The following is a 26,282-nucleotide window of genomic DNA, read 5'->3' on the forward strand; positions in this document are numbered from 1 at the left end:
TCTACTCTTGCTTCAATCAGGATTGGGGTACGGTGAGGCGAGCCACCCGGCCGGCGTTAAAGGAAGACAGATCCACCGCCTGGTTCATGTATTCGACACTGGCCGCCCGCGGCGCCCCCAATACCAGCCGGAACGGCGGCTCGCCTTCCAGACTCAACGACTCCTGGGCTTTTTTCACGCCTTCGGCCAGCGTACGGCCGCGGCTATCGGTCACCTGGATCCAGCAGTCATCGGTGAAACGCATCGTCAGCAGCCTGGGGTTGGCGGCTTCTGGCTCGGCCATACTGGCGGTCGGTGCGCTTCCGGTTTCGGCAGCCGGAGCGGCGTCCACATCCGGAACCTCGACATCGCTGGCCGCCGCATCCACTGAGGTCACAGAACCCTCCCCTTCCGCACCGGTATCGGCGGCAGGCTCGGCTATCGCCTCCTGGGGCGACGGGGGAATAATGATCTGGGGGGCCCCATCATTGGGTGACACAGGATCCGGCAGAACTGGTGCCGGCTCTTCCTGCTGGGTCATCGGCTCCAGGGTGCGTTCGACATAATTAGCACCGCTGTCCTGCCACCACCAGTACACCAGGGAAGCAACCAGACCCAGCAATACCAGCCAACTGATACGCTTGAGCCAGTTGTCGTTGGCCTGTTGCCGGGTCTTTTTGGAAAAACTCTGCATCGGTGCAGCCGCCCTGATCTGTTCGGCCCCGCTCATGCCGTCGAAGGCCGCCAGCGCCTGCTGCTCATTGACTCCCACCACCTTGGCGTAGGCTTTGACATAGCCTCGTAAAAAGGTCACTGCCACTCCGGCCTTATATTGATCGCTGTCAATCGACTCGATCACCGCCAGCCGCAGATTCAGCCTGCGGGCCACCTCGGCCTGAGTCCACCCCCTGGCCTCACGGGCTTCGCGTAACAAGGCGCCGGGGCCTGCCGTTACTACTGCTTCAGCCTGTGGCTGCTGTTCTGCTTCGTTAATAGTCATTTGCTAGGAATCGCCTGGCCTGTTCTGAATCCGGAAATAAGCGTACCAGCTCGGCACCGGCCTGCTGGACCTGCGCCACTCGCCCCTGGGCCTCCGCGGTACGCACTGTTAACCACAAACTCTGTGGGCTGGGTAAATGTTCGCGCCGATAACGCGCGAGGTAATCGAGCGCCTCTGCCTCGTCCCCCCGCCCTGCAGCCAATTCGGCCGCGCCCAGCAGCGCTCTCGGCTTGGTCGGACTGTATTCCAGTGCCCGTCTGAAATAATCGAACGCCACCTGCGGCTGGTTGTTCTGGATGGCACAGAGGGCGGCGTTTTCAAAGGTATCCGCCACCTGGACATAGCCGGGTGCCGCCACCGCCTTCCTAAACATGACATCCGCTTCGTCGAAACGTTCCCTCGAACAAAGAAAAACGCCGTAATTATTGAGCCCATCTCCATGATTCGGCGACAGTTTCAGCACCTGCCGGTAGCTTTTTTCTGCCTGCTCAAACTCGGATACGGACTGAAAGAAATAGGCCTGGGCAAGGTGCACATCAGGATTCTTCGGGTCTTGGGACAGAGCCCGGTCGAGGTTGAACTTGGCCTGTTCGGCATCCCCTCGCCGCAGGTACTCCAGACCAAGATTCATACGAGTCACCGCCGCATCCGCGGGCTTGAACACCAGATCCCCTGACTGGCGACCGTCGGACAAGCGAGTGGTTTCACTCACACAGCCACTCAAAGCTCCCCACATCAATACCGCCGGCAACAGAGTGAAGTGTCGCATTCCCTTTACACCAATGGTTTGATTCTTTAAACCATTGTGACGGATATGCTTTGCTCCTGCATCCGTTTTTTCATGGTGCGCTTGGTACGGTCGATGACATCCCCCACCAGCTGGCCACAGGCGGCATCGATATCATCTCCCCGGGTTTTGCGGATGGTCACGGTGTTGCCGTACTGCATCAGTACCTTGTTGAAGCGGTCGATACGGCTGTTGCTCGGCTTGCCGTAGGGATTGCCCGGGAAGGGATTGAAGGGGATCAGGTTGATCTTGCAGGGCAGATCCTTGAGCAGCTCGGCCAGCTCATGGGCATGCTGCATATCGTCGTTGACATGGTCGAGCAGCACGTACTCGATGGTCACCTTGCCGTGATTGGCATTGGACTTGGAGATATAGCGGCGCACGCTGTCGAGCAGGGTCGCGATATCGTACTTGTCGTTGATCGGCATGATCTCCGAGCGCAGCTTGTCGTTGGGCGCATGCAAAGACACCGCCAGGGCGACATCGATCATGTCGCCGAGCTTGTCCAGTGCCGGCACCACCCCTGAAGTGGACAGCGTCACTCGCCGCTTCGACAGGCCAAAACCGTAGTCTTCCAGCATCAGCCGCATGGCCGGCACCACGTTGTTCAGGTTGAGCAACGGCTCGCCCATGCCCATCATCACCACATTGGTGATGGGGCGACGACCGGTATCCCGCACAAAACCGACCCGGCTGGCGGCGCGCCACACCTGGCCGATGATCTCGGACACCTTTAGGTTGCGGTTGAATCCCTGCTGGGCGGTAGAACAGAACTTGCAGTCCAGGGCGCAGCCCACCTGGGAGGAGACGCACAGGGTGGCCCTGTCGCCATCGGGGATATAGACGGTCTCGACTTCCTGATCGCCCACTTTCATGGCCCACTTGATGGTGCCATCGGCCGACTTCTGCTCGACGCAGATCTCGGGGGCGCGAATTTCGGCCCGCGCCTGCAGCTTGCCGCGCAAGACCTTGTTGATATTGGTCATCTGTTCAAAGTCGTCGCAACCGAAGTGATAGATCCATTTCATCACCTGATCGGCACGAAACGGCTTTTCGCCCAGTTCTTGAAAGAACTCGCGCATGCCGTCACGATCCAGATCCAGCAGGTTTATTTTTGTTTCACTCATCGGTTGCCTCTCGCGTTTTGACCAGAGCCCACAGGGCGCGAAATTGTACAGAGTTTAGCATCCGGTTGCCAGTGCTACCGCCCCGCCAGCCGGACTCGGCGGCACAAAAAAAGGAGCCGCAGCTCCTTTTTTCAACCAGATCCCGGGCTTAGCGGGTACGGGGGCAAATTTCTTCATCGCTGAAGAAATAGGCGATTTCGCGGGCGGCGGAAGCGGCGGCATCGGAGCCATGCACGGCGTTTTCATCGATGCTGTTGGCATAGTCGGCGCGCAGGGTACCGGCCAGGGCGTCGGCCGGGTTGGTGGCGCCCATGATTTCACGGTTGCGACGCACGGCGTCTTCACCTTCCAGTACCTGTACCATCACCGGGCCGGAAGTCATGAAGTCGACCAGGGCCTTGAAGAAGGGGCGCTCGCTGTGCTCGGCGTAGAAGCCTTCGGCCTGCTCGCGGCTCAGGTGAACCATCTTGGAGGCAACGATTTTCAGGCCGGCCGCTTCGAAGCGCTGGTAGATGGCACCGATCAGGTTCTTGGCAACGGCATCAGGCTTGATGATGGAAAAAGTACGTTCGAGAGCCATGTGTCTTCCTTTAAATAAACGGTCTGAGTAAAAACGGGCGGAATTATACGTAAAGCCAACCCAAGTTAACACTCTTGTTCAGCATTTTTATTGCACTCGGGCAACATGATGTAACGCTTCATTCCGGTTGTTCCAGCAGGATCCGCGCCAGGGTGCGCAGTCCCAGGGCGGTGCCGCCCGCCGACCAGTCCGCATCGGCATTGTTGCGGTAGCAGGCGGCCAGGTCGAAGTGCAGCCAGCCCCGGCCTTCGTTGGGCACGAAACGGGACAGGAAGCCGGCGGCGTTGGAGGCGCCGCCCGGCCCACCGCCCTTGACCGGCCGGCTGTTGGCGGTATCGGCGTAGGCCGAAGGACATTGGTCCCGGTGCCAGGGCGCCAAGGGCAAGGGCCACAGGGGCTCGTTTTCCTGTTCGGCCAGGGCCAGGGCCCGTTGCGCCAGCGCCTGGTCGAAGGCGAACAAGGCATTGTACTCCTGTCCCACCGCCATCACGGCGGCGCCGGTGAGGGTGGCCGCATCGATGATGAGCGGAGCTCCGGTTTCCCCCGCCGCCAGCAGGCCATCGGCCAGCACCAGTCGGCCCTCCGCATCGGTATTGACGATTTCCACGCTGGTGCCGTTTTTGTAGGTGAGGATATCTCCCAGCTTGTAGGCGTGGCCGGAGATCAGGTTCTCGGCGCAGCACAGGAACAGCTTGACCCTCCGGTCGAGGCCGCCCAGTATCGCCAACCCCAGGGCGCCGGTCACCAGCGCCGCGCCGCCCATGTCGGCTTTCATGTGCAGCATGCCTTCGGACGCCTTGATGGAATAGCCGCCGGAGTCGAAGGTGATGCCCTTGCCCACCAGGCAGGCGGCGATCGGCGCCTTGCGATCCCCGGTGGGATTGAAGTCGAGCTCCAGCAGCACCGGCTCCCGGTCGCTGCCCCGGCCCACCTCATAGATACCGACGAAACCGGCTTCGCGCAGGGCCTCTCCCTTGAGGATGCGGTGGCTGACCCGGGTCGGCGCCAGTTCGGTAATAAAACTCGCCGCTTCCACCGCCAGCGCCACCGGACTCAGTTGTTCGGGAGTGGCGTTGGTCTGGTCCCGTACCCAACGGGCACAGTGCCAGCGGGCCTCCAGCTGCGACCGCTCGGCCTCATCGCCATCGGCCCAGACCAGTTCGCCGGGCTCCTTGCTGCTCATCCAGCCCTGGGCAAAGGCCCACTGCTGCTCGGTGTTCCAGGCTCCCGCCAGTTTGACCCGGCGCAGTCCCTGACTGTAGAGACGACGCCCGGCCCGCTGAATGGCCGTTAACGGCCGCTCCCCCAGATGGATCAGCATCCCCTGCTCATCGTGGCTGAGCAGGGCCTTGGGACCCCACTCCGCGGCGGCTGCCGCCGTGCTTAACCTGATCCGCATCATCACGACTGCTCCTCACAGACCCTGGCCAGCATGGCGGCGATGGTACGCACACCATGCCCCTTGCCGCCGGCGCCCCAAAGGTCATTGGCCGCCTTCTGGTAAGACCCGGACAAATCCATGTGCACCCAGCGGCGGCCGTTGTCCGGTACGAAACGGGACAGGAACGCGGCGGCGGTGGAGGCGCCTGCCATGCCCTCGCCACCATGGATGTTGGCCATGTCGGCGAAAGAGGATGACAACTGCCCCACGTGGAAAGGCTCCAGAGGCAGATGCCAGGCCTTCTCGTATTCTTCCCGGGCAGCCTGCACCGTGGCCAGGGCCAGGTCGTCGTTCATGCTGAACACGGCGTTGTAATCCCGCCCCAGCGCCATCTTGGCGGCACCGGTCAGGGTCGCCGCATCCAGGATAAAAGGCGCGCCGGTCGCGGAGGCCGCCAGCAGGCCGTCGGCCAGTACCAGCCGGCCCTCGGCGTCGGTATTGAGAATTTCAACGGTAATACCGTTCTTGTAGGTGAAAATATCACCCAGCTTGTAGGCGTGGCCGGAGATCAGGTTCTCGGCACAGCACAGGAACAGCTTGACCCGCTTGTTCAGGCCGCGCTGGATGGCCAGGGCCAGGGCGCCGGTCACGGTGGCGGCCCCGCCCATGTCGGACTTCATCACCGCCATGCCGTCGGACGGTTTGATGGAGTAGCCACCGGAGTCGAAGGTGATGCCCTTGCCCACCAGACAGGCCGCCACCGGAGCATCGGCCTGGCCGCTCGGGTTGAAATCCAGCTCCAGCAGGGTGGGACTGCGTTCGCTGCCCCGGCCCACCTCATAGATACCGACATAACCGAGATCCTTGAGCTGCTCGCCGCTGTAGGTGCGGTAGCTCACCGCCCCGGGCGCCAGGGATTGCAGGAACTTGCCGGCTTCGGTGGCCAAGGAGGCCGGATAGATGTCTTCCGGGGTGCCGTTGATCATCTCCCGCACCCAGCGGCAGGCGCGATCGCGGGCGTCCAGCTCGGCCTGCTCCTCGGGCCCGGTGGCGCCGAAGTCGAGTTGCTGGCCGCCCTTGGCGTTGTAGAAGCCCTGGGCGAAGGCCCAGCGGCTTTCCAGGGACCAGTCGTCGCCGCTCAACGTCACCTGTTTGATGCCCATGGCATCGAGCTTGCGCCCCGCCTGCTGGGCCTTGCGCACCCGTTCGGCGGGATCGGTGACATGGATCCGGGCCTCGTCGTCCCGGAAACTCAACAACGCCCTGTCGCCCCAGTGGGCGGCGGCGGCTTCATGGCTAAGTATGACGTTCATGGTTGCGGGCATAACACTTCCTTATTCTGTTGACAGAAAACGGAAAAAGCCACAGTGGGACTGTGGCTTGAAAAACAGCTGGGAGCTAGCTCCGAACCCCAACCGCCGTCCACCATGGCAGCCCGCCACTCGGGCAGCTCCAGGCTTCCAGCTTATGGATTCCGGCTTATGTCGGCTTCCGGCTTTTGCTTATTCGTATTCATCCATCCAGGCCATGATCACGGCCTCGAGGATGCGTTCGTTGGAATGGGCAGGATCGTCATCGAAATCTTCCAGCTCGCAGATCCACTGGTGCAAGTCGGTAAAACGCACCGTCTTGGGATCCGTGTCCGGATAGGCTTCCAGCAGTGCCAGGGCAATGTCCTGACTGTCTATCCATTTGAGACTCATACCCCCTCCCCGGTCAGTGACCTTCGGATACCATATTTACCGTATATTTGGGGATCTCCACCACCAGATCCTCGTCGGCAACCCGGGCCTGGCAACCGAGCCGGGATTCCGGTTCCAACCCCCAAGCCTTGTCCAGCATATCATCTTCCAGTTCGCTGCTTTCCTCCAGCGAATCGAAGCCTTCCCGCACTATCACGTGACAGGTGGTGCAGGCACAGGATTTTTCACAGGCGTGCTCAATGTCGATGCCATTACGCAGTGCCACGTCCAGTACGGTTTCACCCAGCTTGGCCTCCACGGCGGCCCCTTCGGGGCACAATTCGGCATGGGGAAGAAAAACAATTTTCGGCATCATTACACCTTATCAACACGTTGTCCGGCAAGTGCCTTGCGAATGGAGGCATCCATCCGGCGAGCGGCAAAATCGGCGGTTTGTTTATCGGTTTGTTCTATCGCCTGCTTAATCGCCTCGGGGTCATCGCCCTCGGCACTGCGTTGCAGGAATTCGATGGCTGCCACTATCCCGGCCTGCTCCCGCTCGTCGAGCAGTGCGTCGCCGTCGGCCTGCAGGGCACTGACGATATTCTCGATCACCCGGGCGGCTTCCACCTTCTGCTCCGCCAGCATGCGGGCGGCGATATCTTCCTTGGCATGCTCGAAGGATGCCCTGAGCATGGTGGCGATATCGTCTTCCTTCAACCCGTAGGAAGGCTTGACCTCGATGGCGGCCTGCACTCCGGAGGATTTTTCCATGGCGCTGACCGACAGCAGGCCGTCTGCGTCCACCTGAAAAGTGACCCGGATATGGGCGGCGCCGGCCGCCATGGGCGGAATATCGGTGAGGTTGAAGCGGGCCAGGGAGCGGCAGTCCGCCACCAGCTCACGCTCACCCTGCACCACGTGGATGGCCATGGCGGTCTGGCCGTCCTTGAAGGTGGTGAATTCCTGGGCCCGGGCCACGGGAATGGTGGTGTTGCGCGGAATGATTTTCTCCACCAGACCGCCCATGGTCTCGAGACCCAGCGACAGGGGAATGACGTCGAGCAGCAGCATGTCACTGTCCGGCTTGTTGCCGATCAGTACATCGGCCTGGATAGCGGCGCCGATGGCCACCACCTTGTCCGGGTCCAGGCTGGTGAGCGGCTCACGGGCAAAGAACTCGCCGACCCGCTCACGCACCAGCGGTACCCGGGTGGAGCCACCTACCATCACCACCTGCAGCACCTCCGCCGCCGTCACGCCGGCGTCTTTCAGGGCCCGGCGACAGGCCATCAGGGTCTTGTTGACCCAGGGCAGGATCAGCGCCTCGAACTCGGTCCGGCTCAGTTCCCCCTGCCAACCTTCCCAGCCGACCGTCACGCTATCACTGTCGGTCAGCCCCTGCTTGGCGGCACAGGCCGCGTCCAGCAGGTTGCGCTGCTGGGTCGGAGTCAGCTCGATGACACCGGCCTTCTGCTGGATCCAGTCGGCCAGGGCGTGGTCGAAATCATCGCCACCCAGGGCCGAATCGCCACCGGTAGCCAGCACCTCGAACACCCCTTTGTGCAGCCGCAGTATAGAGATGTCGAAAGTACCACCGCCGAGATCATAGACCGCGATCACCCCTTCCTGGCCGGAGTCCAGGCCGTAGGCGATGGCGGCGGCGGTCGGCTCGTTGAGCAACCGCAGCACCTCCAGGCCGGCCAGTCGGGCCGCATCCTTGGTGCCCTGACGCTGGGCATCGTCGAAGTAGGCCGGCACCGTGATCACCGCACCCTGAATGGGATTGCCGAGGCTGATTTCGGCCCGCCGGGCCAGGCATTTCAGGATCTCGGCGGATACCTGCACCGGATTGACCGGTCCCTGGATGGTGTCGAGTTCGATCACCCCCTGGCCGCTGTCCCGGAAGGCATAGGGCAGCTTGGCCCGGGGAATGTCCGCCAGCGCCTTGCCCATCAACCGCTTGACGGAAACGATGGTGTTTTGCGGATCCAGCTCGGCTTCGATTTTGGCTTCGTGACCGACCCGGAGAGCGTCCTCCAGGTAGTGTACCACCGAGGGCAACAGCTCGCGTCCCTGCTCATCGGGCAGGGTTTCGGCCAGGCCACTGCGTACCACCGCCACCAGGGAATTGGTGGTACCGAGATCGATACCGACCGCCCATTTGTGTTCGTGCGGGGCCGCGCTCTGGCCCGGTTCGGAGATTTGTAGTAATGCCATGGAGTTCAGAGTTCCTGCTGCGCGTCTTCCAACCGCTCGAGTTCGGCGTGCAGCTTGGTCATGAATTTGAGTTTGCGTACCGTATCGGCAGCCTCCTGCCAGCAGGAGGTATCGAGTTGCCGTTCAAGCTCGTTGAACAGTTCGGCCGATACCAGGCCGAGCTCCCGCTCGAAAGCCATAATGGCACCGAACACATCGTTCGCCTCGGGGATGGTCTCGAGCTGTTCGCGCCATTCCATCTGTTGCATCAGGAACAGGGGATCCTTCAGGGTCTGCTGCTCGGCACGGATATCGATGCCATACAGAGACAACAGATACTCGGCACGATTCAGCGGCTGCTTGAGGGTGGTAAACGCATCGTTGATCTGGGCGGCGCGCTGCACCGCCAGCAAGCGCTCCCGCTCGGGGCGGGAGGCAAACTTGTCGGGATGGAACTGCATCTGCAGTTGGCGGTAGGTACCGGCCAGCGCCTGGCTGTCGAGGGCAAACTGCACCGGTAAGCCAAACAGCTCGAAGTAGTTCATGCCGGAGTCCTTAAACGTTGAAGCTTTCGCCGCAGCCACATTCCCCGTTCACGTTGGGGTTATTGAACTTGAAACCTTCGTTCAGGCCTTCCTTCACAAAGTCCAGTTCGGTGCCATCCAGGTACACAAGACTTTTACTGTCGACGATCACCTTTACCTCGCCATGCTCGAACACCTGGTCGCCTTCGGACAATTCGTCAACGAATTCCAGTACATAGGCCAGGCCGGAGCAGCCGGACGTCTTGACCCCAAGCCGCAACCCCAGGCCCTTGCCCCTGTTGATCAGGAATGTGTGTACCCGTTGGGCCGCTGCATCGGTAATGGTGATTGCCATGGTTACTCCGCCTTACGCCAGGTTTTTCTTCTTCTTGTAATCATCAATCGCTGCCTTGATGGCATCCTCTGCCAGAATGGAGCAGTGGATCTTCACCGGCGGCAGGGCCAGCTCTTCCGCGATCTGGGTATTCTTGATGCTGGCCGCTTCGTCCAGGCTCTTGCCCTTGACCCACTCGGTGATCAGCGAGCTGGACGCAATGGCGGAACCACAGCCATAGGTCTTGAACTTGGCATCTTCGATAATGCCGTCGTCGCTGATCTTGAGCTGCAGCTTCATTACGTCGCCGCAGGCCGGAGCACCCACCATGCCGGTGGCTACATTGGGATCGTTCTTGTCGAAACCGCCCACGTTACGGGGGTTTTCATAGTGATCTATTACTTTTTCGCTGTAAGCCATGATTCAGTTCCTCAACCAGTCCTTTAACCGTTAGACACCTTAATGGTGTACCCACTCAACTTTTTCCAGGTCAACGCCGTCCTTGAACATCTCCCACAGGGGCGACATTTCGCGCAGACGACCGATGGCCTCGTTGACCAGGCGTATGGCGTAATCAACCTGTTCTTCGGTAGTGAAACGGCCGATGCTGAAACGGATGGAGCTGTGCGCCAGCTCGTCGTTCAACCCCAGGGCCCGCAACACATAGGACGGCTCCAGGCTGGCGGAGGTACAGGCCGAGCCGGAAGACACTGCCAGATCCTTCAGGGCCATCATCAGGGACTCGCCTTCCACATAGGCGAAGCTGATGTTGAGGATGCCGGGTACCCGCTGTTCCATGTCGCCGTTGACATAGACTTCCTCGATGTCCTTGACGCCGTTGTAGAGGCGGTCGCGCAGGGTCCGGATACGTTCGCCCTCGGTGTGCATTTCTTCCCTGGCGATGCGGAAAGCCTCGCCCATGCCCACGATCTGGTGGGTAGCCAGGGTACCGGAGCGCATGCCTCGCTCATGGCCGCCGCCGTGCATCTGGGCTTCCAGGCGCACCCGCGGCTTGCGGCAGACGTAAAGGGCACCGATGCCCTTGGGGCCGTATATCTTGTGGGCGGACAGGGACAGCAGATCGATGTTCATGTCCTGTACGTCGATGGCGGTTTTGCCGGCGCTCTGGGCGGCATCCACATGGAACATGATCTTGCGGCTACGGCACAACTCGCCGATGGCCTTGACGTCCTGTATAACGCCGGTCTCGTTGTTGACGTGCATGATGCTCACCAGAATGGTGTCATCGCGCAGGGCATTTTCGATCTGCTCCAGGGTGAACAGGCCATTGGGCTGAGGGTCGAGGTAGGTGACCTCGAAGCCTTCGCGCTCCAGCTGGCGACAGGGGTCAAGCACCGCCTTGTGCTCGGTCTTGGAGGTGATGATGTGCTTGCCTTTCTTGCCATAAAAGTTGGCAATACCCTTGATGGCCAGGTTGTCGGACTCGGTGGCACCGGAGGTAAAGACGATTTCGCGCGGATCGGCATTGATCAGTTCCGCTATCTGATTACGGGCTATATCCACGGCCTCTTCCGCCTGCCAGCCGAAGCGGTGCGAGCGGGAAGCCGGGTTACCGAAAATTCCGTCCGGCGTCAGGTATTGCATCATTTTTTCGGCGACGCGAGGGTCTACCGGGCAGGTAGCCGCATAGTCGAGATAAATGGGCAGTTTCATCATATTCTCCGTTCCAACGCTGCCCTGTTCGGCAGTCTTGTCATCGACATTTAAAGTTGAACTTTCAGGCTCACTTTCTGCTGCCCTGGTTCAACCAGGGTCAACATGCTCAAATTGCTGTCTTGCTGCCCGGAAATCCGCCGGACGTCTTTCTGGCTGACCAGCTCCGCCAGGCTGATGCCGTCGAGGAAATTGCTGATCCGGTCACTGAGCGCGCACCAGAGGGAATGAGTCAGGCACTGGTTACCACTCTGGCAATCGCCCTTGCCCTGACACTTGGTGGCATCTACCGACTCATCAACGGCGGCAATCACCGCCCCTACCGAAATGGCCGAAGCGTCCATTCCCAGCAGATAACCGCCGCCGGGTCCCCGTACGCTGCTGACCAGCCCCTGCTTGCGCAGGCGGGCGAACAGCTGTTCGAGGTAAGACAGGGAAATGCCCTGACGCTCGGAAATGTCGGCCAGGGATACCGGGCCGCTGTCCGCATGCAGGGCAACATCCAGCATGGCGGTTACCGCGTAACGCCCTTTTGAAGTCAGTCTCATGTAATTCAACCGTTTCCAGACATGGCGTCAGGGTGTCATACCCGAGTGTTTCAGTCAAGTATTAACCCGACTGAAACACTCAGTTATTGGACTCCCGTTGCTTGATCTGTTTTTGCACCGACGTCAGGATACCGCGCAATATATTGAGCTCATGAGACTCCGGCCGTGCCCGATTGAACAGCCGGCGCAGCTTGGTCATCACCTGCCCCGGATGAGGCTTGATGATAAAGCCGGTGTCCAACAGGGTCTGCTGCAAATGCTGATAGAATCGCTCCAGATCATCGGACAGGGGGTATTCCTGCTCCGCCTCGGCTACCGGCGCCTGGCCCAGCCAGGCCATACGCACTTCGTAACTCAGGGTCTGCACCGCCATCGCCAGGTTGAGCGAACTGTATTCCGGATTGGCGGGAATGGCTACATGAAAATGGCACTGCTGCAATTCGTCGTTGCTCAGGCCGGTCCGCTCCCGGCCGAATACCAGCGCCACCTTGTGCCGGGGCGCTTCCGCCATGGCTTTGATGCCCGCTTCCCGGGCGTCGAGCATGGGCCAGGACCAGGTCCTGGAGCGGGCACTGGTGCCGATCACCAGCCCGCAATCGGCCACCGCCTCGGCCAGGGTCGGCACCATGCGGGCCCGGGCCAGGATATCGCTGGCCCCGGCCGCCAGGGCTACCGCCTGGCCATCGGGCGGACTGACCGGGTCGACCAGCCACAGCTCTCCCAGCCCCATGGTTTTCATGGCGCGGGCGGCAGAGCCGATATTACCGGTGTGCGAGGTATTCACCAGCACGATGCGTACTTGCTCAAGCATATCCACTTGGTCCAACTGTGCTTAAGGCGCAGGATTCTAGCACAGTCGCGATAAGGGATCAGGTGTTATCCTGCGGGCCGTTCTTCGCTTATGGTCGTGCTCTGTTCGGCCCGCTCCAGCATGCCCGCCAGTACCGCCAGCAGCCGTTGCAGCCACAGCGGCTGACGCCCCGGCTCCAGACGGTCGAGCAGGTTCTTGCACTCCAGGCCCAACTCGATGTCGCCGGTGATCAGCAGGCGACGCTGAAAAAACAGGGTATCCGGATCCCATTTGCCGGCACTGAGCCGGATCAAATCATTCAAATCCCCTCTGATCACCACGTCCGCTTCGTCATCATCCAGCTGAAACAAGCCCCCGTCGCCGAAGCTCAGGGTCAGGCGGTAATCCAGATCCGTCACCCACACCTGCAACCGCCGCCCCCGTAGAAAGTCCAGTTCTCCGTCTTGTATCGGTTCAGCCAGTACCCGGTTGAGCAGGCCTTCCACCAGCGGCGCCTGCATCCGAAACGGCAGGTAACGCAGCGGCTTGCTCAGTAACCCAGGCCCATGCTGACTGATGCGGCCACATAGAAGCTGCAGCATAAGATGCTCCTCATCAAATAAAAGGGCATCAGAACACCGCTGGCTGCGTCATGCCCTGCGTCAAATCAAATCACGCCCATATTGTTTCAAATCAAATGCCAGTTAGTTATCCCTGCGTAGACTGACCGCCTTCTGATCCGGAGTGAACGCTATGGAACTACTCTGTCCCGCCGGCAGCCTGCCGGCGCTGAAGGCGGCCGTCGACCAGGGCGCCGACGCCGTCTATATCGGCTTCAAAGACCAGACCAACGCCCGCCATTTCGCCGGCCTGAACTTCACCGAACGCACGCTGCAGCAAGGCGTGGATTACCTCAGGCAGCACCGGCGCAAACTGCATGTGGCCATCAATACCTTCGCTCACCAGGGCAATGAGGCCATCTGGCAGGGCGCCGTCGATCAGGCGGTGACCCTCGGCGCCGATGCGCTGATCATTGCCGATACCGCCATCCTGGCCTACGCCGCCCGGACCTACCCTGAGGCGGAACTGCACCTGTCGGTGCAGGCCAGTGCCACCAACACCGCCGCCATCCGTTTTTTCCGGGATAACTTCAAGGTCAGGAGGGTGGTGCTGCCGCGAGTGCTGTCAATCCAGCAGGTACGGCAGATCGCCAGGGATACCGACGTCGAGCTGGAGGTGTTCGCCTTTGGCAGTCTGTGCATCATGGCGGAGGGACGCTGTTATCTTTCTTCCTACCTTACCGGCGAAAGCCCCAATACGGTCGGGGCCTGCTCCCCGGCCCGTTTCGTGCGCTGGGAAGAAAAAGAGGACCGGCTGGAATCCCGCTTGAACGATGTCCTGATCGACAGCTTTGCCGCCGATGAACAGGCCGGCTATCCCACCCTGTGCAAGGGCCGCTTCGAGGTGGACGGCCAACGCTTCCATACCCTGGAGGAGCCCACCAGCCTCAACACCCTGAGCCTGATCCCCGATCTGGCCAGGCTCGGCGTCAGGTCGGTCAAGATCGAGGGTCGCCAACGCAGTCCGGCCTATGTGACTCAGGTTACCCGGGTCTGGCGGCAGGCGCTGGACAGCTATTTCAACGCCCCCGAGCACTATGAAGTGCAGGAGCCCTGGCAACGGCAGCTCGACGGGGTATCCGAAGGCAGCCAGAGCACCCTGGGCGCCTATCACCGAAAATGGCAGTAGGAGCAAATATGCACATTCACCTGGGGCCCTTGCTGTTCTTCTGGCCCAAGCAAAAGGTACAGGATTTTTACCAACAGGCGCTGGCCTCCCCCTGTCGGCGCATCTATCTGGGCGAGACCGTCTGCCCCAAACGCCGGGAGCTGAAAACTGCCGACTGGCTGGCCCTGGCCCGGGAGCTACGCGACGCCGGCAAGGAGGTAGTGCTGTCCACCCTGGCGCTGATCCAGGCACCGGCGGAGCTGCTGGCCATTCGCAAGCTATGCGAGCAGGGCGAACTGCAGATCGAGGCCAACGACCTGGGGGCGGTACAACTGGCCGCCGAGCACAGGTTGCCCTTCGTCGGCGGTCCCGCACTCAATGTCTACAACCTGGACACCCTGCGGTTGCTGCTCGACCAGGGTATGACCACCTGGGTGCCGCCGGTGGAACTGTCCCGCACCTGGCTGTGGAATATTCACCAGGCGGCGGAGGCGGCAGGGCTGCGCTCCCGCTTTCAGCTCGAAGTGTTCGGCTATGGCTACCTGCCCCTGGCCTACTCGGCCCGCTGTTTCTCCGCCCGGGCCGAAAACCGGCCCAAGGACGAGTGCGAGCTGGTGTGTATCCACTATCCCGACGGCCGCCGGGCCAGCACCCAGGAAGGCCAGCCGGTGTTCAACCTCAACGGTATCCAGACCCAGTCGGGCTACTGCTACAACCTGATCAACGAGGTGCCGGGCATGAACGGCTGGGTGGATGCGGTGCGCATCAGTGCTCACAGCCGCGATTGCCTGGACTGGATAGCCCGGTTCGGGGAACAGGCCGGGCGGCCCCGTCCCTACCGGCTGGCTTCCCGCTTCTGTAACGGCTACTGGAACCAGTTGCCGGGCATGGAGTGGCTGCCGTCGCCGGCAGGGATGGAGATGGAATAATCCGAGGGGGCCCGGCCCCTCAGCTATCGCCGCAGCCGGGCCTGTTCACCGATCAGATCCAGCTCCAGCAACGAATAACGGTGCTCGACGAAATCATAGATATTGGTGGCCAGGGCCAGTTTGAAATACACCGAAGCCTGCTCCGGCTGCTCGTTGCGCTGAGCCTGTTTGGCCAGATAGAAATAGGCTTCACACAGGCGCTCGGCCAACTCCTGGTTATCCTCGCTCTCTTCGGAAATGCGGTTGAGCAGTTGTTCGTCGCTGACCTTGCCGAGGTAGACGTTGACGATATCCCAGGCCCACTCGTCCGAGCCATAGGCCTGCTGATGCGCGGCCAGGCTCCGGGTAGCCGACCCGGGATCGAGCTGTTCCAGCGCCAGGTACCACCACAACAGGCGGTAAGGGTCGCTCGGATCTTCATCCAGGAACGTCTTCAGATCCCGTGCCGCCAGTTCGGGCCGGCCACCGTAATAGAGGGCAATGCCCCGGTTCAGGTTGGCATAGGTATAATCGGGCGCCAGATCCAGGGCTGAATCAAAGGCCTCATAGGCCTCGTCGAATTCCTGATTCTGGGTCAGGTAAACCCCGTTGAGATTGTAGGCATCAGCAAAATCCGGCCGCTCCCGCAGCGCTCGGTTGAAGTCCAGTCTCGCCATGGCCCGCAGCCCCACCCGGTCGAACACCACGCCGCGCTGAAAAAACAGCTCGGCCCGCTGTTCCGGCGTCAGACCAGGCGAATTCAGCATCTGCCCCAAGCGGGCAATACCCAACTCGCTTTCATAGGAAACCTGCATCGGTACGGGAAGCACCAGGGTTGGTGTCACCACTTTGGGGGCACTACAGCCGGCCAGTATCACACCAAAAAGGGCTAAAGGACCGAGCAAAAATCTGTCTTTCAAGACGGCTCCGAACTTGTCTTATTATGAGCACATGTTATGCAGCTCTACGACGTTTGTCATGTTGCAAATGCATTTCACAAATAAAAAGGGGCACAAGCGGCCCCTTTACAATAGCGACTATGGTAACGGTTCCTGATCCGCCCCTTCTTTTTCCACCTGTGGCGGCAGCATGTGTTCCCGTTCCACCCCGAGCAGCATGGCCCAGGCACTGGCGATATAGATGGACGAGTAGGTGCCGAAGCCGATGCCCAACAACAGCGCGGTGGCAAAGCCGTGAATCAGCGCCCCCCCTTTGAGGAACAGTGCCACCACCACCACCAGGGTGGTCGCCGAGGTGATCAGGGTCCGGCTCAGGGTATCGGTAATGGCTTCGTCGAACACCTCTGCGGTAGTGTCGTTACGAATGCGGCGGAAATTCTCCCGCACCCGGTCGAACACCACTATGGTGTCGTTGAGCGAGTACCCCACCACCGTCAGCAGGGCAGCCACTATGGTCAGGTCCACCTCGATTTGCATCCAGGAGAACACCCCCAGGGTGATGATCACATCGTGCGCCAACGACAGCACGGCGCCGGAAGCCAGCCGCCACTCGAAGCGCATGCCGACATACAACAGAATGCAAAGCAGGGCCACCAGGATCGCCAGGCCGCCCTGTTCCGCCAATTCGGCACCGATGGCCGGACCGACGAATTCCAGCCGCTTCATCTCGACCGAGGGCGAGACCTGCTGCATGGCTGCCAGCACCGATTCCCCCTGCTGCTGGACGTTCACACTCTCCTGCGGAGCCAGGCGGATCAGCAAGTCCCGGCTGGTGCCGAAATGCTGTACCGTGGCCCCGGGCAGCCCCGCCTCGTTGAGGCTATCACGCACCTCATCCAGCGCCGCCGCCTGTTCGAAGGCCACTTCGACCACGGTGCCACCGGTAAAGTCCAGACCCCAGTTCAGGCCACGAGTGGCCAGGCTGAAGAAGGAAAGCGCGACCAACACCAAGGACAGCACGGTGGCCGCCTTGGAATAACGCATAAAGCGAATGGGGGCTCGGGTTTTGAGGATCTCAAACATCAGTTACTTTCCTCATATCGGCAGTTTGCTGAGACGCTTTCCGCCCCAGATCAGGTTGACCAGGGCCCGGGTGCCGACGATGGCGGTAAACATGGAGGCGACGATACCGATCATCAGGGTCACGGCAAAGCCCTTGATAGGACCTGTGCCCACCGCGAACAGGATGACGGCGGTGATAAGCGTGGTGATATTGGCATCGGCAATGGTGCTGAGCGCCTTTTCATACCCCAGGTGAATCGCCTGCTGCACGCTGCGGCCACTGCGCAACTCCTCGCGGATCCGCTCGAAGATCAGCACGTTGGCATCCACCGACATGCCGATGGTCAACACAATGCCGGCGATACCTGGCAGCGTCATGGTCGCCCCCGGTACCATCGACATCACGCCGATGATGATTACCACGTTGGCCAGCAGGGCGGCGTTGGCCACCAGACCAAACTTGCGGTAGTAGATGGCCATGAACAACACCACGGCCAGCATACCGTAGACCATGGCCATCAGACCGTTTTCCACGTTTTGCTGCCCCAGGCTCGGGCCTATGGTGCGCTCTTCCACGATCTGGATGGGAGCGATCAGGGCACCGGCCCGCAGCAACAGCGCCAGGTTCTGCGCTTCCGCCATCGAGTCGATGCCGGTGATGCGGAAGCTGCGTCCCAGCCGCGACTGGATGGTGGCCACGTTGATGACTTCCTGATCCTTGCGGAACTTGCGGGAGCCGTCTTCGTCACGTTCGTCGGTCGGTTTGTATTCGGTAAACACGGTGGCCATGGGCCGGCCCACGTTGTCCTTGGTGAAATCGGCCATGCGGCTGCCGCCGGGGGCATCCAGACTGATATTCACCTGAGGCCGACTGAACTCGTCCATGCCGGAGCTGGCATCGACGATATGTTCACCGGTCAGGATAATACGCTTTTGCAGCACCACCGGCCGGCCGTCCCGATCCCGCAGCAGGTCGCTGTTGGGGGGCACCCTGCCGGCGGCGGCGGCGGCCAGGTCGGCGCTTTCATCCACCAGACGGAACTCCAGGGTGGCGGTGGCGCCGAGGATTTCCTTGGCCCTGGCGGTATCCTGGATACCGGGCAACTGCACCACGATGCGCTCGGCACCCTGACGCTGCACCAGCGGCTCGGCCACACCCAGTTCGTTGACCCGATTGCGGATGATGGTGATATTCTGCTGCAGAGCATATTCCTTCACTTCCTTCAGCCGCTGCTCACTCATCACCGCGAACAGGCCGAAGCTGTCGCCGTTGTTACGCTCGGAAAAGACCAGATCAGGATAGCGGCCACGCAGGTAATTCATCGCCTGGCTGCGGACTTCCGCCTCGCGGAACACCATCAGGGCACCCTGCTCCTGAGCCAGCACACCGGAATAGCGCAGGCGCTGCTCGCGCAGATCGGTACGGAAGTCCTGTACCATCTGCTCCTGCACCCGGTTCAGGGCTTCTTCCATGTCCACTTCCATCAGGAAGTGCACGCCGCCACGCAGATCCAGCCCCAGCTTGAGCGGACCGGCACCGATGGCCTCCAGCCAGAAGGGCGTGGAAGGTGCCAGATTGAGGGCGGTGATATAATTGTCACCCAGGGTTTCCGCCACCAGATCCTTGCCTCTGAGCTGGTCGTCGGTATTACGGAAACGGATAAGCAGTTGGTTGTCGGCCAGGGTGGCGCTGATCACGTCGATGCCGGCCTGATCAAGGGTCTGTTGGGCCTGAGTCAGGGTAGCAGGGGTTACCTGGGTACCACGGGATCCGGACACCTGCAACGCAGGGTCTTCACCAAACAGATTGGGTGCTGCATAAAGAAAACTGATGGTGATCACGCAGATCACCATCAAGTATTTCCACAGCGGATATCGATTTAACACGCTGTGCTCCTCGATAGGGAATTAAAGGGACTGGATAGAGCCCTTGGGCAGGACGGCGGTGATAAAGTCCTTTTTGATGGTGACTTGAGTCTGTTCACTCAGGCTCAGTACCACATAGTCGTTCTCGGTGGAGATCTTGGAGATTTTACCCACCAGGCCACCGTTGGTCAGCACCTCGTCGCCCTTGCTCAGGGAAGACATCAGGTTCTTGTGCTCTTTCACCCGCTTGGACTGGGGACGGAAAATCATGAAGTAGAAAATCAGGCCGAACACGACCAGCATGATGATCATTTCCATACCGCCGCCGGCCGAGCCGCCCTGAGCATAAGCTTTGGAGATAATATCCATTCGTTTTGGTTCCTCGTTGATGGTTAAAAGCTGTTATCCGGCATAGTGCATCGGCGAAAACAGGCATAGCACGCCGACACGCCATGAACATTCACTTCTTGGCTCACACCTGCGTCAGGCCGCCAGGGATGGCGGGAATGCCGAAAATGCAGGAGCAATTTTCGGCACTGGCAGGTGACGGTCGGCTTAGCTGCTGCCTGTTCTCACCGCTCTTATCCTTCGCCGTGTTCAACTGCACTCTGGCCCAATGGCGGCACGGGCTTGCCCTGCCGGCCATAGAACTCAGCTACAAAGTCGTCTAATTTACCCTGCTCTATGGCTCCGCGTAAACCTTCCATCACCCGCTGGTAGTAACGCAGGTTGTGAATGGTGTTTAAACGCGCACCCAGGATCTCGTTGCACTTGTCCAGATGATGCAGGTAAGAGCGCGAGTAGTGCTTGCAGGTGTAGCAATCACAATCCGCATCCAGCGGGCCGGTGTCGGTCTTGTGCTTGGCGTTACGGATCTTCACTACCCCTTCGGTGGTGAACAGATGGCCGTTGCGGGCGTTGCGGGTCGGCATCACGCAATCGAACATGTCGATGCCCCGGCGCACCCCCTCCACCAGATCCTCCGGCTTGCCCACCCCCATCAGATAGCGAGGCTTGTCTTCCGGGATTTTCGGGCAGGTGTGCTCCAATACCTTGTGCATCTCGTGCTTGGGCTCGCCCACCGCCAGGCCGCCCACCGCATAGCCGTCGAAACCGATGTCCAGCAGGCCGTCCAGGGACTGGTCGCGCAGATCCTCGTAAACGCTGCCCTGGATAATACCGAACAGGGCGTTTTTATTGCCTTGCTTGTCGAAGTGATCGCGCGAGCGCCTGGCCCAGCGCAGGGACATCTCCATCGACTTCCTGGCTTCTTCCCAGGTCGCCGGGTAGGGGGTGCACTCGTCCATGATCATCACGATGTCGGAGCCCAGATCGTACTGGATCTCCATCGACACTTCGGGTGACAGGAAGATCTTGTCGCCGTTGACCGGGTTGCGAAAGTAGACGCCCTCTTCGGTGATCTTGCGGATGTCGCCCAGGCTGAACACCTGGAAGCCGCCGGAGTCGGTGAGGATGGGGCCCTGCCAGTTCATGAAGTCGTGCAGATCCCCGTGCAGTTTCATCACTTCCTGGCCCGGGCGGATCCACAAGTGGAAGGTGTTGCCGAGCAGGATCTGGGCGCCGGTGTCGGCCACTTCTTCCGGGGTCATGCCCTTGACGGTGCCGTAGGTACCCACCGGCATAAAGGCCGGGGTCTCCACCACGCCCCGGTCGAAAACCAGCCGGCCGCGGCGGGCGCGACCATCGGTGGTCTGCAATTCAAATTTCATCGGTTACCTCTGCTGGCCGGAGAAACAGTCCGACCTTGATTTCACGGGGCTGGAGATTCGGGGTTGGACCGCAGGTCTTTAGTCCCTATTCCCCAGTCCCTGTTTTTTAGTAATAAACATGGCATCGCCGTAGCTGAAGAAACGATAACGTTCCGCCACTGCCTGCCGATAGGCTTCCATGATATGGCCGTGGCCGGCGAAGGCACTGACCAGCATGATCAGCGTCGACTCGGGCAGGTGGAAGTTGGTGACCATGGCATCCACCAGTTGGAAACGATAGCCGGGGTAAATAAAGATATCGGTATCGCCGTAGAAGGGCGACAACCTCTCGCCTTGCGCCAGGCTGGCCCGGGCGGCGCTTTCCAGGGAACGCACCGAGGTGGTACCCACGGCGATCACCCGCCCGCCCCGGGCGCGGGTCGCCTCGATTTGTGCCACCACTTCCGGCGGCACCTCGATATACTCGGCATGCATCTTGTGCTCGAGCACATTGTCCACCCGTACCGGCTGGAAGGTGCCCGCCCCCACGTGCAGGGTGATGAAGGCCAGCTCCGCCCCCTTGGCCCTGAGTGCGGCCAGCAGCGGTTCATCGAAATGCAGGCCGGCGGTGGGGGCCGCCACGGCACCGGGCTTTTCGTTGTAGACGGTCTGGTAGCGTTCCTTGTCGGCGTCGGTGTCGGGCCTGTCGATATAGGGCGGCAAGGGCATATGGCCCACCGCCTCCAGGATCTCGAGTACCGGGCGCGGGTCGTTGAATTCGATTTCGAAGAGGGCGTCGTGGCGGGCCAGCATGGTGGCGCTGACGTCCGGCTCCAGCAGCAGCGCGGTGCCCGGCTTGGGCGACTTGGAGGCGCGCACATGGGCCAGTACCCGCTGGTCGTCCAGCACCCGCTCCACCAGTACCTCCAGCTTGCCGCCGCTGGCTTTCTGGCCGAACAACCGCGCCGGTATCACCCGGGTGTTGTTGAACACCAGCAGGTCACCGGGATTGACCAGATCGAGGATCTGGCCGAACTGGCCGTGAACGATGGCCCCGCTGTTGCCGTCCAGCTGCAGCAGCCGGCTGGCGGCGCGCTCCGGCATCGGATGGCGGGCAATCAGTTCGTCGGGGAGTTCAAAGGAAAAATCACGGACCTGCATAGACAACCTCTTGTAATAACGGGCGCTAGTCTAGTGAGGGCGAACCACGGGATCAAGGCAATTCGGCCGACATTACGGCATAATGGAACAATCCTGCCGGATCTGGAGTTGGCAGCCTGAATAGGCAACCTGCCGTGGTGGCAGCCATGTTATCCGGCCGCCCGGGTAGGCTATCTTGATATAAAAAGAGGAGAAAACCTATGCCAGCCGTCGTCTCTGAAATCATGTCCCGCAACATTATCGGACTGCCGCCGTCCGCCAGTCTGGCCGAAGCCCGCACCCTGATGCAGCGCCATCATATCCGCCACCTGCCGGTACTGGAGCGGGACAAGCTGGTAGGCTTGATCAGCCAGCGGGACATTCTGGCGGCCCAGGAGTCCAGCCTGGAAAAGGGAACCAACGGCGCCTTCCTGCAGAGTCATAGCCTGGCGGAGATCATGATCAGCGGCGTGACCACCATCAGTTCCAGGGCCGGTATCCGGGAGGCCGCCCTCTATCTGCAAAAGCACAAGTACGGCTGCCTGCCGGTGGTGGACAAAGGCAAGTTGGTGGGCATCGTCACCGACAGCGATTTCGTCGCGGTGGCCATCCACCTGCTGGAGGTGCTGGACAATCAACTGGCCGATGAAAACATTGACGACCTCGACCAGGACGAGCTGGAGCTCGCCCCGGACGCCCGGGATTATCAGGACGGCTTCCGGGATCGATGAATTACCTGGCCCATCTGCACCTGGCCCATATCAGCCACACCAGCCTGGCCGGCGCCCTGCTGGGCGAATACGCCCGGGGCAGCATCGATCAGGGCCTGCCCGTCCCGCTGCAGATCGGTATCCGCCTGCATCGGCAGATAGACAGCTTCACCGACGCCCATCCGCTGCACCTGGGGGCAGTGCAAAGCCTTCCTCCCCCTTTTCGCCGTTACGGCGGTATCATCATGGACATGATGTTCGATCACTTCCTGGCCCGCTACTGGTCACGCTATCACCCCTGGGCGCTGGCGGACTTTATCGGCTACAGCCACCGCCAGTTGGTGCCGAGCGAACACTGGCCCCCGACCATGATCACCCTGGTGCAACGACTCAAGCAACATCGGCTGCTGGCCCAGTACGAGAGTTTCGACGGCATCACCCGGGCCATCGCCCGTATCGACGGCCGCTTTCGCCGGCCCACGCCCCTGCCCCGCAGCACGCCCCTGCTGCGGGCCCGTTACGACGAGATGGAGCTGGCCTTTCTCGCCTTCTACCCCGAGCTGCTGGACTTTGTGCTGAACCAGGCTCGACAAGGCTAAGCCCTGGGGTTGGCCGGGTAGAACAGCTCGGGCTGTACCGGCCGATGGGAAAAGAAGCGGGTGTTCTTGTGCGGCAGCTTCATAAAGCCCCCCACCCCTTCATCGCCGATCAGCGGGATCTTGTCCACAATCAGCGCCAGCAGGGCGACGAACTCCGCCTCGGCGCTTTCATCCAGCAATCGGTAGTAGCTGTGCAGCTTCATATACAAGGGCGTGACTTCGAAGATGATGCAGCCGGTATGATGGATGTCATTGAGCCGGGCGATGGCGTCCATAATGGCATAGGGCAGCACCAGCTGTTCGTCCGGATCCCGGCCATCCTCGAAGTAGGAATGCTGACGGCTGGCGTCGTCGGTGCTCGGTATCGGCGCCAGCCGGTAGGGGATGCGGGTACCCGGCGGCGGTACGAAGGGCTGCCCGGGTGCGCCCCGGCTCAGGTGAATGGTGTTGCGGGCATTGAACAGGCAGGCCTTGAACACCCCTATTTTATCGATGGCCCGTGCCAGCAGCACCACGTTGTTGACGGCCACCGCAAAGGCGTCGTGCAGGCGCTCGTCATACAGATTCAGGCTGGTATCGATATAGACGCCTTCTTCCTGCCAGTGAATGGCCAGGCCGCCCACCACCGGATAACGGCCGAGCCGGCTCACCGCCGCCACAAAGGCTTTTTCGGTTTCGCCCATGCCTTCCAGGTAGTTCTTGTAATAGCGCTCCAGCTGGGCGTCGTCCACGTAATGGATGCCTTCTTCCTCGCTGTGTTCACGCAGAAACGACTTGCGGGAGGAATAGACCACAGTATCCATCTCGTGTCGCTCCTGACTGGTCCATATCGGCAGCAGCGGGGTATCGTCAAACAACGGCAGCACCGGCAATACCAGGCGCCGGAGGCGAGGCATTTCGGCAATAAAATAGTCCCCGGCCCGCTGCCGCAGCCGGGCATCGTCGGACAACAGGCTGTCCAGCATCAGCGCAAATTCCTTCGGCAGCCCCAGGCTCACCGCCGGTATCGCCTTTCGGCCGAAACGGCAGGACTGGCCGGAGGCCAGCGCATAAAGGGTACTGGCGACCCCCTGTTCATCGAAGCGCGGGCTGGACAGAGCTCCATTGCGCTGTTCGGGACCGATAAAGTAGACATCCCCCAGACGGGCGTTGGAGTGCTGCAGATCCGCCGACATCAGTTGCATCACGTTGTTCGATATAAATTGTCCCTCGCTGTCGGTCTGGGCGAATACCGAAGACCCCCAGTCCACCAGTACAATGCGGCCAGTGGTGGCATCAAACACGACATTGGAAGGCTTGATATCACCGTGCACTATGGGTGCGGGCAGCCCATCCTTGTGATGGTGGCGCAGTGCCCGCAGGATATCCGCCAGTTGGGCGGCAATATCCACCAGCAGACGGGCCGACAGGCGGCCGGTTTTCAGGCTGAACCGTTCCAAATCCTCCCCCCTGGCCCGGCCCATCATCAGGATGCCCTGCCTCTTCAGGAGCTGGTAGGTGACATAACGGGGCACCAGGGGGTGTTCAACCTGAGACAGCATATAGGCCTCGTCGGCCAGCCGCTCCCGGATATGCGGCGGCAGGTTGATACGTGAAAACTTGAACGCATACTCCTGGCCATTACTGCCGGTGCCGGCAAAGGTAAAGCCGTAAGCACCCTTGCCCGCCAGGCAGATATGACGATACCCCAGCTTTTCCAGCTCGGTGATGCACAGCGCAATCCAGTCCTTGAGCTTTTTGGCATCGTTGGCATTGAGCAGGTAGATGGACTGCTCTTCGGGAATATAGAAGTTGCGCAAATGATGCCGGTACATGATTCAGGCCAGTTGTATCAGCATTCGCTCCGGCCGTTCCAGGTATTGCCGCCAGCATTCATTGAAGCGGGCCAGGGTGGCGCCGTCTATCACCCGGTGATCGGCGGACCAGCACACCATCATCAACTGGCGGGCCACCACCTCGCCCGCTTCGTCGAAACGGGGCAGACGCTGCAACCGTCCCAGGGCGGCGATCGCCACCTCCGGCGGGCGGACCACCGGGCTGGAGACGATGCCGCCCAGCACGCCGATATTGGAGAGGGTTATGGTGCCGTCCTGTAGTTCGGTCGGAGCCAGACTCCCCGCCCGGGCGGCCTCGCTCAGCCGTTCCAGTTCGGTGGCGATGGCGAGCAGCGATTTCTGTTCGCAATGCTTGATGTTCGGCACCAGCAGTCCGCCCGGGGTATCCACCGCCACCCCGATATGGTGTCCGGGCAGGTAGCTGAGCGCGGTCGCCTCCGGGTTGAGCCGGCTGTTGAGCAGGGGAAAGTCCTTCAGGGCCAGCGACAGCGCCTTGATAAAGAACGGCAGCAGGGTCAGCCTGATCCCTTCGGCGGCAAAGACGGGCTTCAGCTTCGCCTTGAACTGCAATAGCTCATCCAGCACCAGTTCGTCACAGAAGGTAAACTGCGGGATCCCGAGCGAAGCGGTCATCTGCCGAGCCATGGCGGCGCGGATGCCGCGCAGCGGCTCGCAGCACACCGCGGGATCGGCCTGCGGCGCCTCGGCCGGTGCCGGGGTGGCCGGCTCCGGCTCCCGTGCCGCCAGATAGGCCTGGACGTCTTCCTTGTAGACCCGCCCCTTGTCACCGGAGCCGGGCACCAGGCCAAGATCCACCGACAACTCCCGGGCCAGGCGCCGTACCGCCGGGCTGGCCACCGCCTTGCCGGCCGCCATGGCCTGCGGAACCGATTGCTCCGCCGCCGGTTCAGGTGCCTGCTCGGCAGAAGTCGCCGCCGGGACCGATAACGGCGCGGATGCGGATTCTCTTTCCTCCGGCTCAACTTCCATTTCAAACAGGGGCGCATGCACCCGCGCCATATCCCCCTTGGCCACATGGAGCCGGGTGATGGTACCGCCGTGCACCGCCGGGATCTGCACCAGAGCCTTGTCGGTCATCACGTCGCAAATCGCCTGATCCTCGACCACCCGCTCCCCTTCGGCCACCAGCCACTCCACCAGCTCGCATTCCACTATGCCTTCGCCGATATCCGGCAGATAGAAATCCTGTTTCATACCGCC

General features: G+C 61.1%; 28 protein-coding genes. 4 read left to right on the top strand and 24 right to left on the bottom strand.

Annotated features, from left to right (window positions below):
* Positions 1-16 precede the first annotated feature (16 nt).
* From rodZ to ACEVBK_RS13965, 16 genes are all read right to left on the bottom strand, one after another.
* On the bottom strand, positions 17-979 hold the full coding sequence (gene rodZ, locus ACEVBK_RS13890) for a cytoskeleton protein RodZ (RefSeq protein ID WP_375055514.1): 963 nt from the start codon (positions 977-979) through the stop codon (positions 17-19).
* Positions 969-1,748, bottom strand: coding sequence for a type IV pilus biogenesis/stability protein PilW (gene pilW / locus ACEVBK_RS13895; RefSeq protein ID WP_375055515.1), 780 nt, complete (start codon positions 1,746-1,748; stop codon positions 969-971). Before pilW ends, rodZ begins: the two co-directional genes overlap by 11 nt.
* Before the next feature lie 26 nt (positions 1,749-1,774).
* Positions 1,775-2,893: a bifunctional tRNA (adenosine(37)-C2)-methyltransferase TrmG/ribosomal RNA large subunit methyltransferase RlmN gene (locus tag ACEVBK_RS13900; RefSeq protein ID WP_375055516.1), complete on the bottom strand. Its 1,119-nt coding sequence runs from the start codon at positions 2,891-2,893 to the stop codon at positions 1,775-1,777.
* 148 nt (positions 2,894-3,041) lie between these two features.
* Positions 3,042-3,473, bottom strand: a complete 432-nt coding sequence (gene ndk / locus ACEVBK_RS13905) for a nucleoside-diphosphate kinase (protein ID WP_116473647.1) — start codon at positions 3,471-3,473, stop codon at positions 3,042-3,044.
* Positions 3,474-3,591: 118 nt separating this feature from the next.
* Complete coding sequence (pepB, locus tag ACEVBK_RS13910; protein WP_375058579.1) at positions 3,592-4,872, bottom strand: aminopeptidase PepB; 1,281 nt, start codon at positions 4,870-4,872, stop codon at positions 3,592-3,594.
* Between the two features lie 2 nt (positions 4,873-4,874).
* Positions 4,875-6,179: an aminopeptidase PepB gene (pepB, locus tag ACEVBK_RS13915; RefSeq protein ID WP_375055517.1), complete on the bottom strand. Its 1,305-nt coding sequence runs from the start codon at positions 6,177-6,179 to the stop codon at positions 4,875-4,877.
* Between the two features lie 177 nt (positions 6,180-6,356).
* Positions 6,357-6,557 (bottom strand): Fe-S cluster assembly protein IscX, encoded by a 201-nt coding sequence (gene iscX, locus ACEVBK_RS13920; RefSeq protein WP_106730189.1) that lies wholly within the window; start codon positions 6,555-6,557, stop codon positions 6,357-6,359.
* 13 nt (positions 6,558-6,570) lie between these two features.
* Positions 6,571-6,909: an ISC system 2Fe-2S type ferredoxin gene (gene fdx / locus ACEVBK_RS13925; RefSeq protein WP_202087476.1), complete on the bottom strand. Its 339-nt coding sequence runs from the start codon at positions 6,907-6,909 to the stop codon at positions 6,571-6,573.
* A gap of 2 nt (positions 6,910-6,911) precedes the next feature.
* Positions 6,912-8,756, bottom strand: coding sequence for a Fe-S protein assembly chaperone HscA (hscA, locus tag ACEVBK_RS13930; protein WP_375055518.1), 1,845 nt, complete (start codon positions 8,754-8,756; stop codon positions 6,912-6,914).
* Positions 8,757-8,761: 5 nt separating this feature from the next.
* Positions 8,762-9,280, bottom strand: a complete 519-nt coding sequence (gene hscB, locus ACEVBK_RS13935) for a co-chaperone HscB (protein WP_375055519.1) — start codon at positions 9,278-9,280, stop codon at positions 8,762-8,764.
* 10 nt (positions 9,281-9,290) lie between these two features.
* On the bottom strand, positions 9,291-9,614 hold the full coding sequence (gene iscA, locus ACEVBK_RS13940; protein ID WP_202087483.1) for an iron-sulfur cluster assembly protein IscA: 324 nt from the start codon (positions 9,612-9,614) through the stop codon (positions 9,291-9,293).
* Positions 9,615-9,626: 12 nt separating this feature from the next.
* Entirely contained in the window at positions 9,627-10,013 is a 387-nt protein-coding gene (gene iscU / locus ACEVBK_RS13945; RefSeq protein WP_106730184.1) for a Fe-S cluster assembly scaffold IscU, read from the bottom strand.
* Between the two features lie 39 nt (positions 10,014-10,052).
* Positions 10,053-11,267 (bottom strand): IscS subfamily cysteine desulfurase, encoded by a 1,215-nt coding sequence (locus ACEVBK_RS13950; protein ID WP_375058580.1) that lies wholly within the window; start codon positions 11,265-11,267, stop codon positions 10,053-10,055.
* Positions 11,268-11,317: 50 nt separating this feature from the next.
* Positions 11,318-11,815 carry a Fe-S cluster assembly transcriptional regulator IscR gene (gene iscR / locus ACEVBK_RS13955; protein WP_375055520.1) on the bottom strand — a complete coding sequence of 166 codons (498 nt, stop codon included), beginning with the start codon at positions 11,813-11,815 and terminating at the stop codon, positions 11,318-11,320.
* Positions 11,816-11,894: 79 nt separating this feature from the next.
* Positions 11,895-12,626 (bottom strand): tRNA (cytosine(32)/uridine(32)-2'-O)-methyltransferase TrmJ, encoded by a 732-nt coding sequence (trmJ, locus tag ACEVBK_RS13960; RefSeq protein ID WP_375055521.1) that lies wholly within the window; start codon positions 12,624-12,626, stop codon positions 11,895-11,897.
* 65 nt (positions 12,627-12,691) lie between these two features.
* A complete protein-coding gene (locus tag ACEVBK_RS13965) occupies positions 12,692-13,207 on the bottom strand; it encodes an SCP2 domain-containing protein (RefSeq protein ID WP_375055522.1) in 516 nt (171 codons plus the stop codon).
* A 151-nt stretch (positions 13,208-13,358) separates the two neighbouring features.
* Between ACEVBK_RS13965 and ACEVBK_RS13970 the strand changes: the two genes are divergently transcribed.
* Both ACEVBK_RS13970 and ACEVBK_RS13975 read left to right on the top strand, forming a co-directional pair.
* A complete protein-coding gene (locus ACEVBK_RS13970) occupies positions 13,359-14,354 on the top strand; it encodes a peptidase U32 family protein (RefSeq protein ID WP_375055523.1) in 996 nt (331 codons plus the stop codon).
* A gap of 8 nt (positions 14,355-14,362) precedes the next feature.
* On the top strand, positions 14,363-15,262 hold the full coding sequence (locus tag ACEVBK_RS13975) for a U32 family peptidase (protein WP_375055524.1): 900 nt from the start codon (positions 14,363-14,365) through the stop codon (positions 15,260-15,262).
* Between the two features lie 23 nt (positions 15,263-15,285).
* Here the strand turns inward: ACEVBK_RS13975 and nlpI are convergent, their stop codons facing one another.
* From nlpI to queA, 6 genes are all read right to left on the bottom strand, one after another.
* Positions 15,286-16,161 (bottom strand): lipoprotein NlpI, encoded by an 876-nt coding sequence (gene nlpI, locus ACEVBK_RS13980; protein WP_375055525.1) that lies wholly within the window; start codon positions 16,159-16,161, stop codon positions 15,286-15,288.
* Between the two features lie 117 nt (positions 16,162-16,278).
* Complete coding sequence (gene secF, locus ACEVBK_RS13985) at positions 16,279-17,223, bottom strand: protein translocase subunit SecF (RefSeq protein ID WP_375055526.1); 945 nt, start codon at positions 17,221-17,223, stop codon at positions 16,279-16,281.
* Between the two features lie 12 nt (positions 17,224-17,235).
* Positions 17,236-19,089: a protein translocase subunit SecD gene (gene secD, locus ACEVBK_RS13990; protein WP_375055527.1), complete on the bottom strand. Its 1,854-nt coding sequence runs from the start codon at positions 19,087-19,089 to the stop codon at positions 17,236-17,238.
* A gap of 21 nt (positions 19,090-19,110) precedes the next feature.
* Positions 19,111-19,437: a preprotein translocase subunit YajC gene (gene yajC, locus ACEVBK_RS13995; RefSeq protein WP_375055528.1), complete on the bottom strand. Its 327-nt coding sequence runs from the start codon at positions 19,435-19,437 to the stop codon at positions 19,111-19,113.
* A gap of 212 nt (positions 19,438-19,649) precedes the next feature.
* Entirely contained in the window at positions 19,650-20,798 is a 1,149-nt protein-coding gene (tgt, locus tag ACEVBK_RS14000; RefSeq protein ID WP_375055529.1) for a tRNA guanosine(34) transglycosylase Tgt, read from the bottom strand.
* A gap of 78 nt (positions 20,799-20,876) precedes the next feature.
* A complete protein-coding gene (gene queA, locus ACEVBK_RS14005) occupies positions 20,877-21,938 on the bottom strand; it encodes a tRNA preQ1(34) S-adenosylmethionine ribosyltransferase-isomerase QueA (RefSeq protein WP_375055530.1) in 1,062 nt (353 codons plus the stop codon).
* A 200-nt stretch (positions 21,939-22,138) separates the two neighbouring features.
* Here queA and ACEVBK_RS14010 point away from each other — a divergent pair, with 200 nt between their 5' ends.
* Positions 22,139-22,648, top strand: coding sequence for a CBS domain-containing protein (locus tag ACEVBK_RS14010; RefSeq protein ID WP_375055531.1), 510 nt, complete (start codon positions 22,139-22,141; stop codon positions 22,646-22,648).
* The gene (locus ACEVBK_RS14015; RefSeq protein ID WP_375055532.1) at positions 22,645-23,226 is read left to right on the top strand and encodes an ACP phosphodiesterase; all 582 of its coding nucleotides are present in this window, start codon (positions 22,645-22,647) and stop codon (positions 23,224-23,226) included. The genes ACEVBK_RS14010 and ACEVBK_RS14015 overlap by 4 nt, the downstream gene beginning before the upstream one ends.
* Here the strand turns inward: ACEVBK_RS14015 and ACEVBK_RS14020 are convergent.
* Positions 23,223-25,040 carry a serine/threonine protein kinase gene (locus tag ACEVBK_RS14020; protein ID WP_375055533.1) on the bottom strand — a complete coding sequence of 606 codons (1,818 nt, stop codon included), beginning with the start codon at positions 25,038-25,040 and terminating at the stop codon, positions 23,223-23,225. The genes ACEVBK_RS14015 and ACEVBK_RS14020 overlap by 4 nt on opposite strands.
* A 3-nt stretch (positions 25,041-25,043) precedes the next feature.
* On the bottom strand, positions 25,044-26,276 hold the full coding sequence (locus ACEVBK_RS14025; protein ID WP_375055534.1) for a 2-oxo acid dehydrogenase subunit E2: 1,233 nt from the start codon (positions 26,274-26,276) through the stop codon (positions 25,044-25,046).
* Between the last annotated feature and the right edge of the window lie 6 nt (positions 26,277-26,282).

Source organism: Zobellella sp. DQSA1 (genome assembly GCF_041950555.1).
In the GTDB taxonomy this organism is placed as follows: Bacteria; Pseudomonadota; Gammaproteobacteria; order Enterobacterales; family Aeromonadaceae; genus Oceanimonas.

Excerpts from the sequence above, each read along its gene's own strand:
- rodZ (WP_375055514.1), bottom strand. The coding sequence starts at position 979 with ATGACTATTAACGAAGCAGAACAGCAGCCACAGGCTGAAGCAGTAGTA.
- pilW (WP_375055515.1), bottom strand. The coding sequence starts at position 1,748 with ATGCGACACTTCACTCTGTTGCCGGCGGTATTGATGTGGGGAGCTTTG.
- ACEVBK_RS13900 (WP_375055516.1), bottom strand. The coding sequence starts at position 2,893 with ATGAGTGAAACAAAAATAAACCTGCTGGATCTGGATCGTGACGGCATG.
- ndk (WP_116473647.1), bottom strand. The coding sequence starts at position 3,473 with ATGGCTCTCGAACGTACTTTTTCCATCATCAAGCCTGATGCCGTTGCC.
- pepB (WP_375058579.1), bottom strand. The coding sequence starts at position 4,872 with ATGCGGATCAGGTTAAGCACGGCGGCAGCCGCCGCGGAGTGGGGTCCC.
- pepB (WP_375055517.1), bottom strand. The coding sequence starts at position 6,179 with ATGCCCGCAACCATGAACGTCATACTTAGCCATGAAGCCGCCGCCGCC.
- iscX (WP_106730189.1), bottom strand. The coding sequence starts at position 6,557 with ATGAGTCTCAAATGGATAGACAGTCAGGACATTGCCCTGGCACTGCTG.
- fdx (WP_202087476.1), bottom strand. The coding sequence starts at position 6,909 with ATGCCGAAAATTGTTTTTCTTCCCCATGCCGAATTGTGCCCCGAAGGG.
- hscA (WP_375055518.1), bottom strand. The coding sequence starts at position 8,756 with ATGGCATTACTACAAATCTCCGAACCGGGCCAGAGCGCGGCCCCGCAC.
- hscB (WP_375055519.1), bottom strand. The coding sequence starts at position 9,280 with ATGAACTACTTCGAGCTGTTTGGCTTACCGGTGCAGTTTGCCCTCGAC.
- iscA (WP_202087483.1), bottom strand. The coding sequence starts at position 9,614 with ATGGCAATCACCATTACCGATGCAGCGGCCCAACGGGTACACACATTC.
- iscU (WP_106730184.1), bottom strand. The coding sequence starts at position 10,013 with ATGGCTTACAGCGAAAAAGTAATAGATCACTATGAAAACCCCCGTAAC.
- ACEVBK_RS13950 (WP_375058580.1), bottom strand. The coding sequence starts at position 11,267 with ATGAAACTGCCCATTTATCTCGACTATGCGGCTACCTGCCCGGTAGAC.
- iscR (WP_375055520.1), bottom strand. The coding sequence starts at position 11,815 with ATGAGACTGACTTCAAAAGGGCGTTACGCGGTAACCGCCATGCTGGAT.
- trmJ (WP_375055521.1), bottom strand. The coding sequence starts at position 12,626 with ATGCTTGAGCAAGTACGCATCGTGCTGGTGAATACCTCGCACACCGGT.
- ACEVBK_RS13965 (WP_375055522.1), bottom strand. The coding sequence starts at position 13,207 with ATGCTGCAGCTTCTATGTGGCCGCATCAGTCAGCATGGGCCTGGGTTA.
- ACEVBK_RS13970 (WP_375055523.1), top strand. The coding sequence starts at position 13,359 with ATGGAACTACTCTGTCCCGCCGGCAGCCTGCCGGCGCTGAAGGCGGCC.
- ACEVBK_RS13975 (WP_375055524.1), top strand. The coding sequence starts at position 14,363 with ATGCACATTCACCTGGGGCCCTTGCTGTTCTTCTGGCCCAAGCAAAAG.
- secF (WP_375055526.1), bottom strand. The coding sequence starts at position 17,223 with ATGTTTGAGATCCTCAAAACCCGAGCCCCCATTCGCTTTATGCGTTAT.
- yajC (WP_375055528.1), bottom strand. The coding sequence starts at position 19,437 with ATGGATATTATCTCCAAAGCTTATGCTCAGGGCGGCTCGGCCGGCGGC.
- tgt (WP_375055529.1), bottom strand. The coding sequence starts at position 20,798 with ATGAAATTTGAATTGCAGACCACCGATGGTCGCGCCCGCCGCGGCCGG.
- queA (WP_375055530.1), bottom strand. The coding sequence starts at position 21,938 with ATGCAGGTCCGTGATTTTTCCTTTGAACTCCCCGACGAACTGATTGCC.
- ACEVBK_RS14010 (WP_375055531.1), top strand. The coding sequence starts at position 22,139 with ATGCCAGCCGTCGTCTCTGAAATCATGTCCCGCAACATTATCGGACTG.
- ACEVBK_RS14015 (WP_375055532.1), top strand. The coding sequence starts at position 22,645 with ATGAATTACCTGGCCCATCTGCACCTGGCCCATATCAGCCACACCAGC.
- ACEVBK_RS14020 (WP_375055533.1), bottom strand. The coding sequence starts at position 25,040 with ATGTACCGGCATCATTTGCGCAACTTCTATATTCCCGAAGAGCAGTCC.
- ACEVBK_RS14025 (WP_375055534.1), bottom strand. The coding sequence starts at position 26,276 with ATGAAACAGGATTTCTATCTGCCGGATATCGGCGAAGGCATAGTGGAA.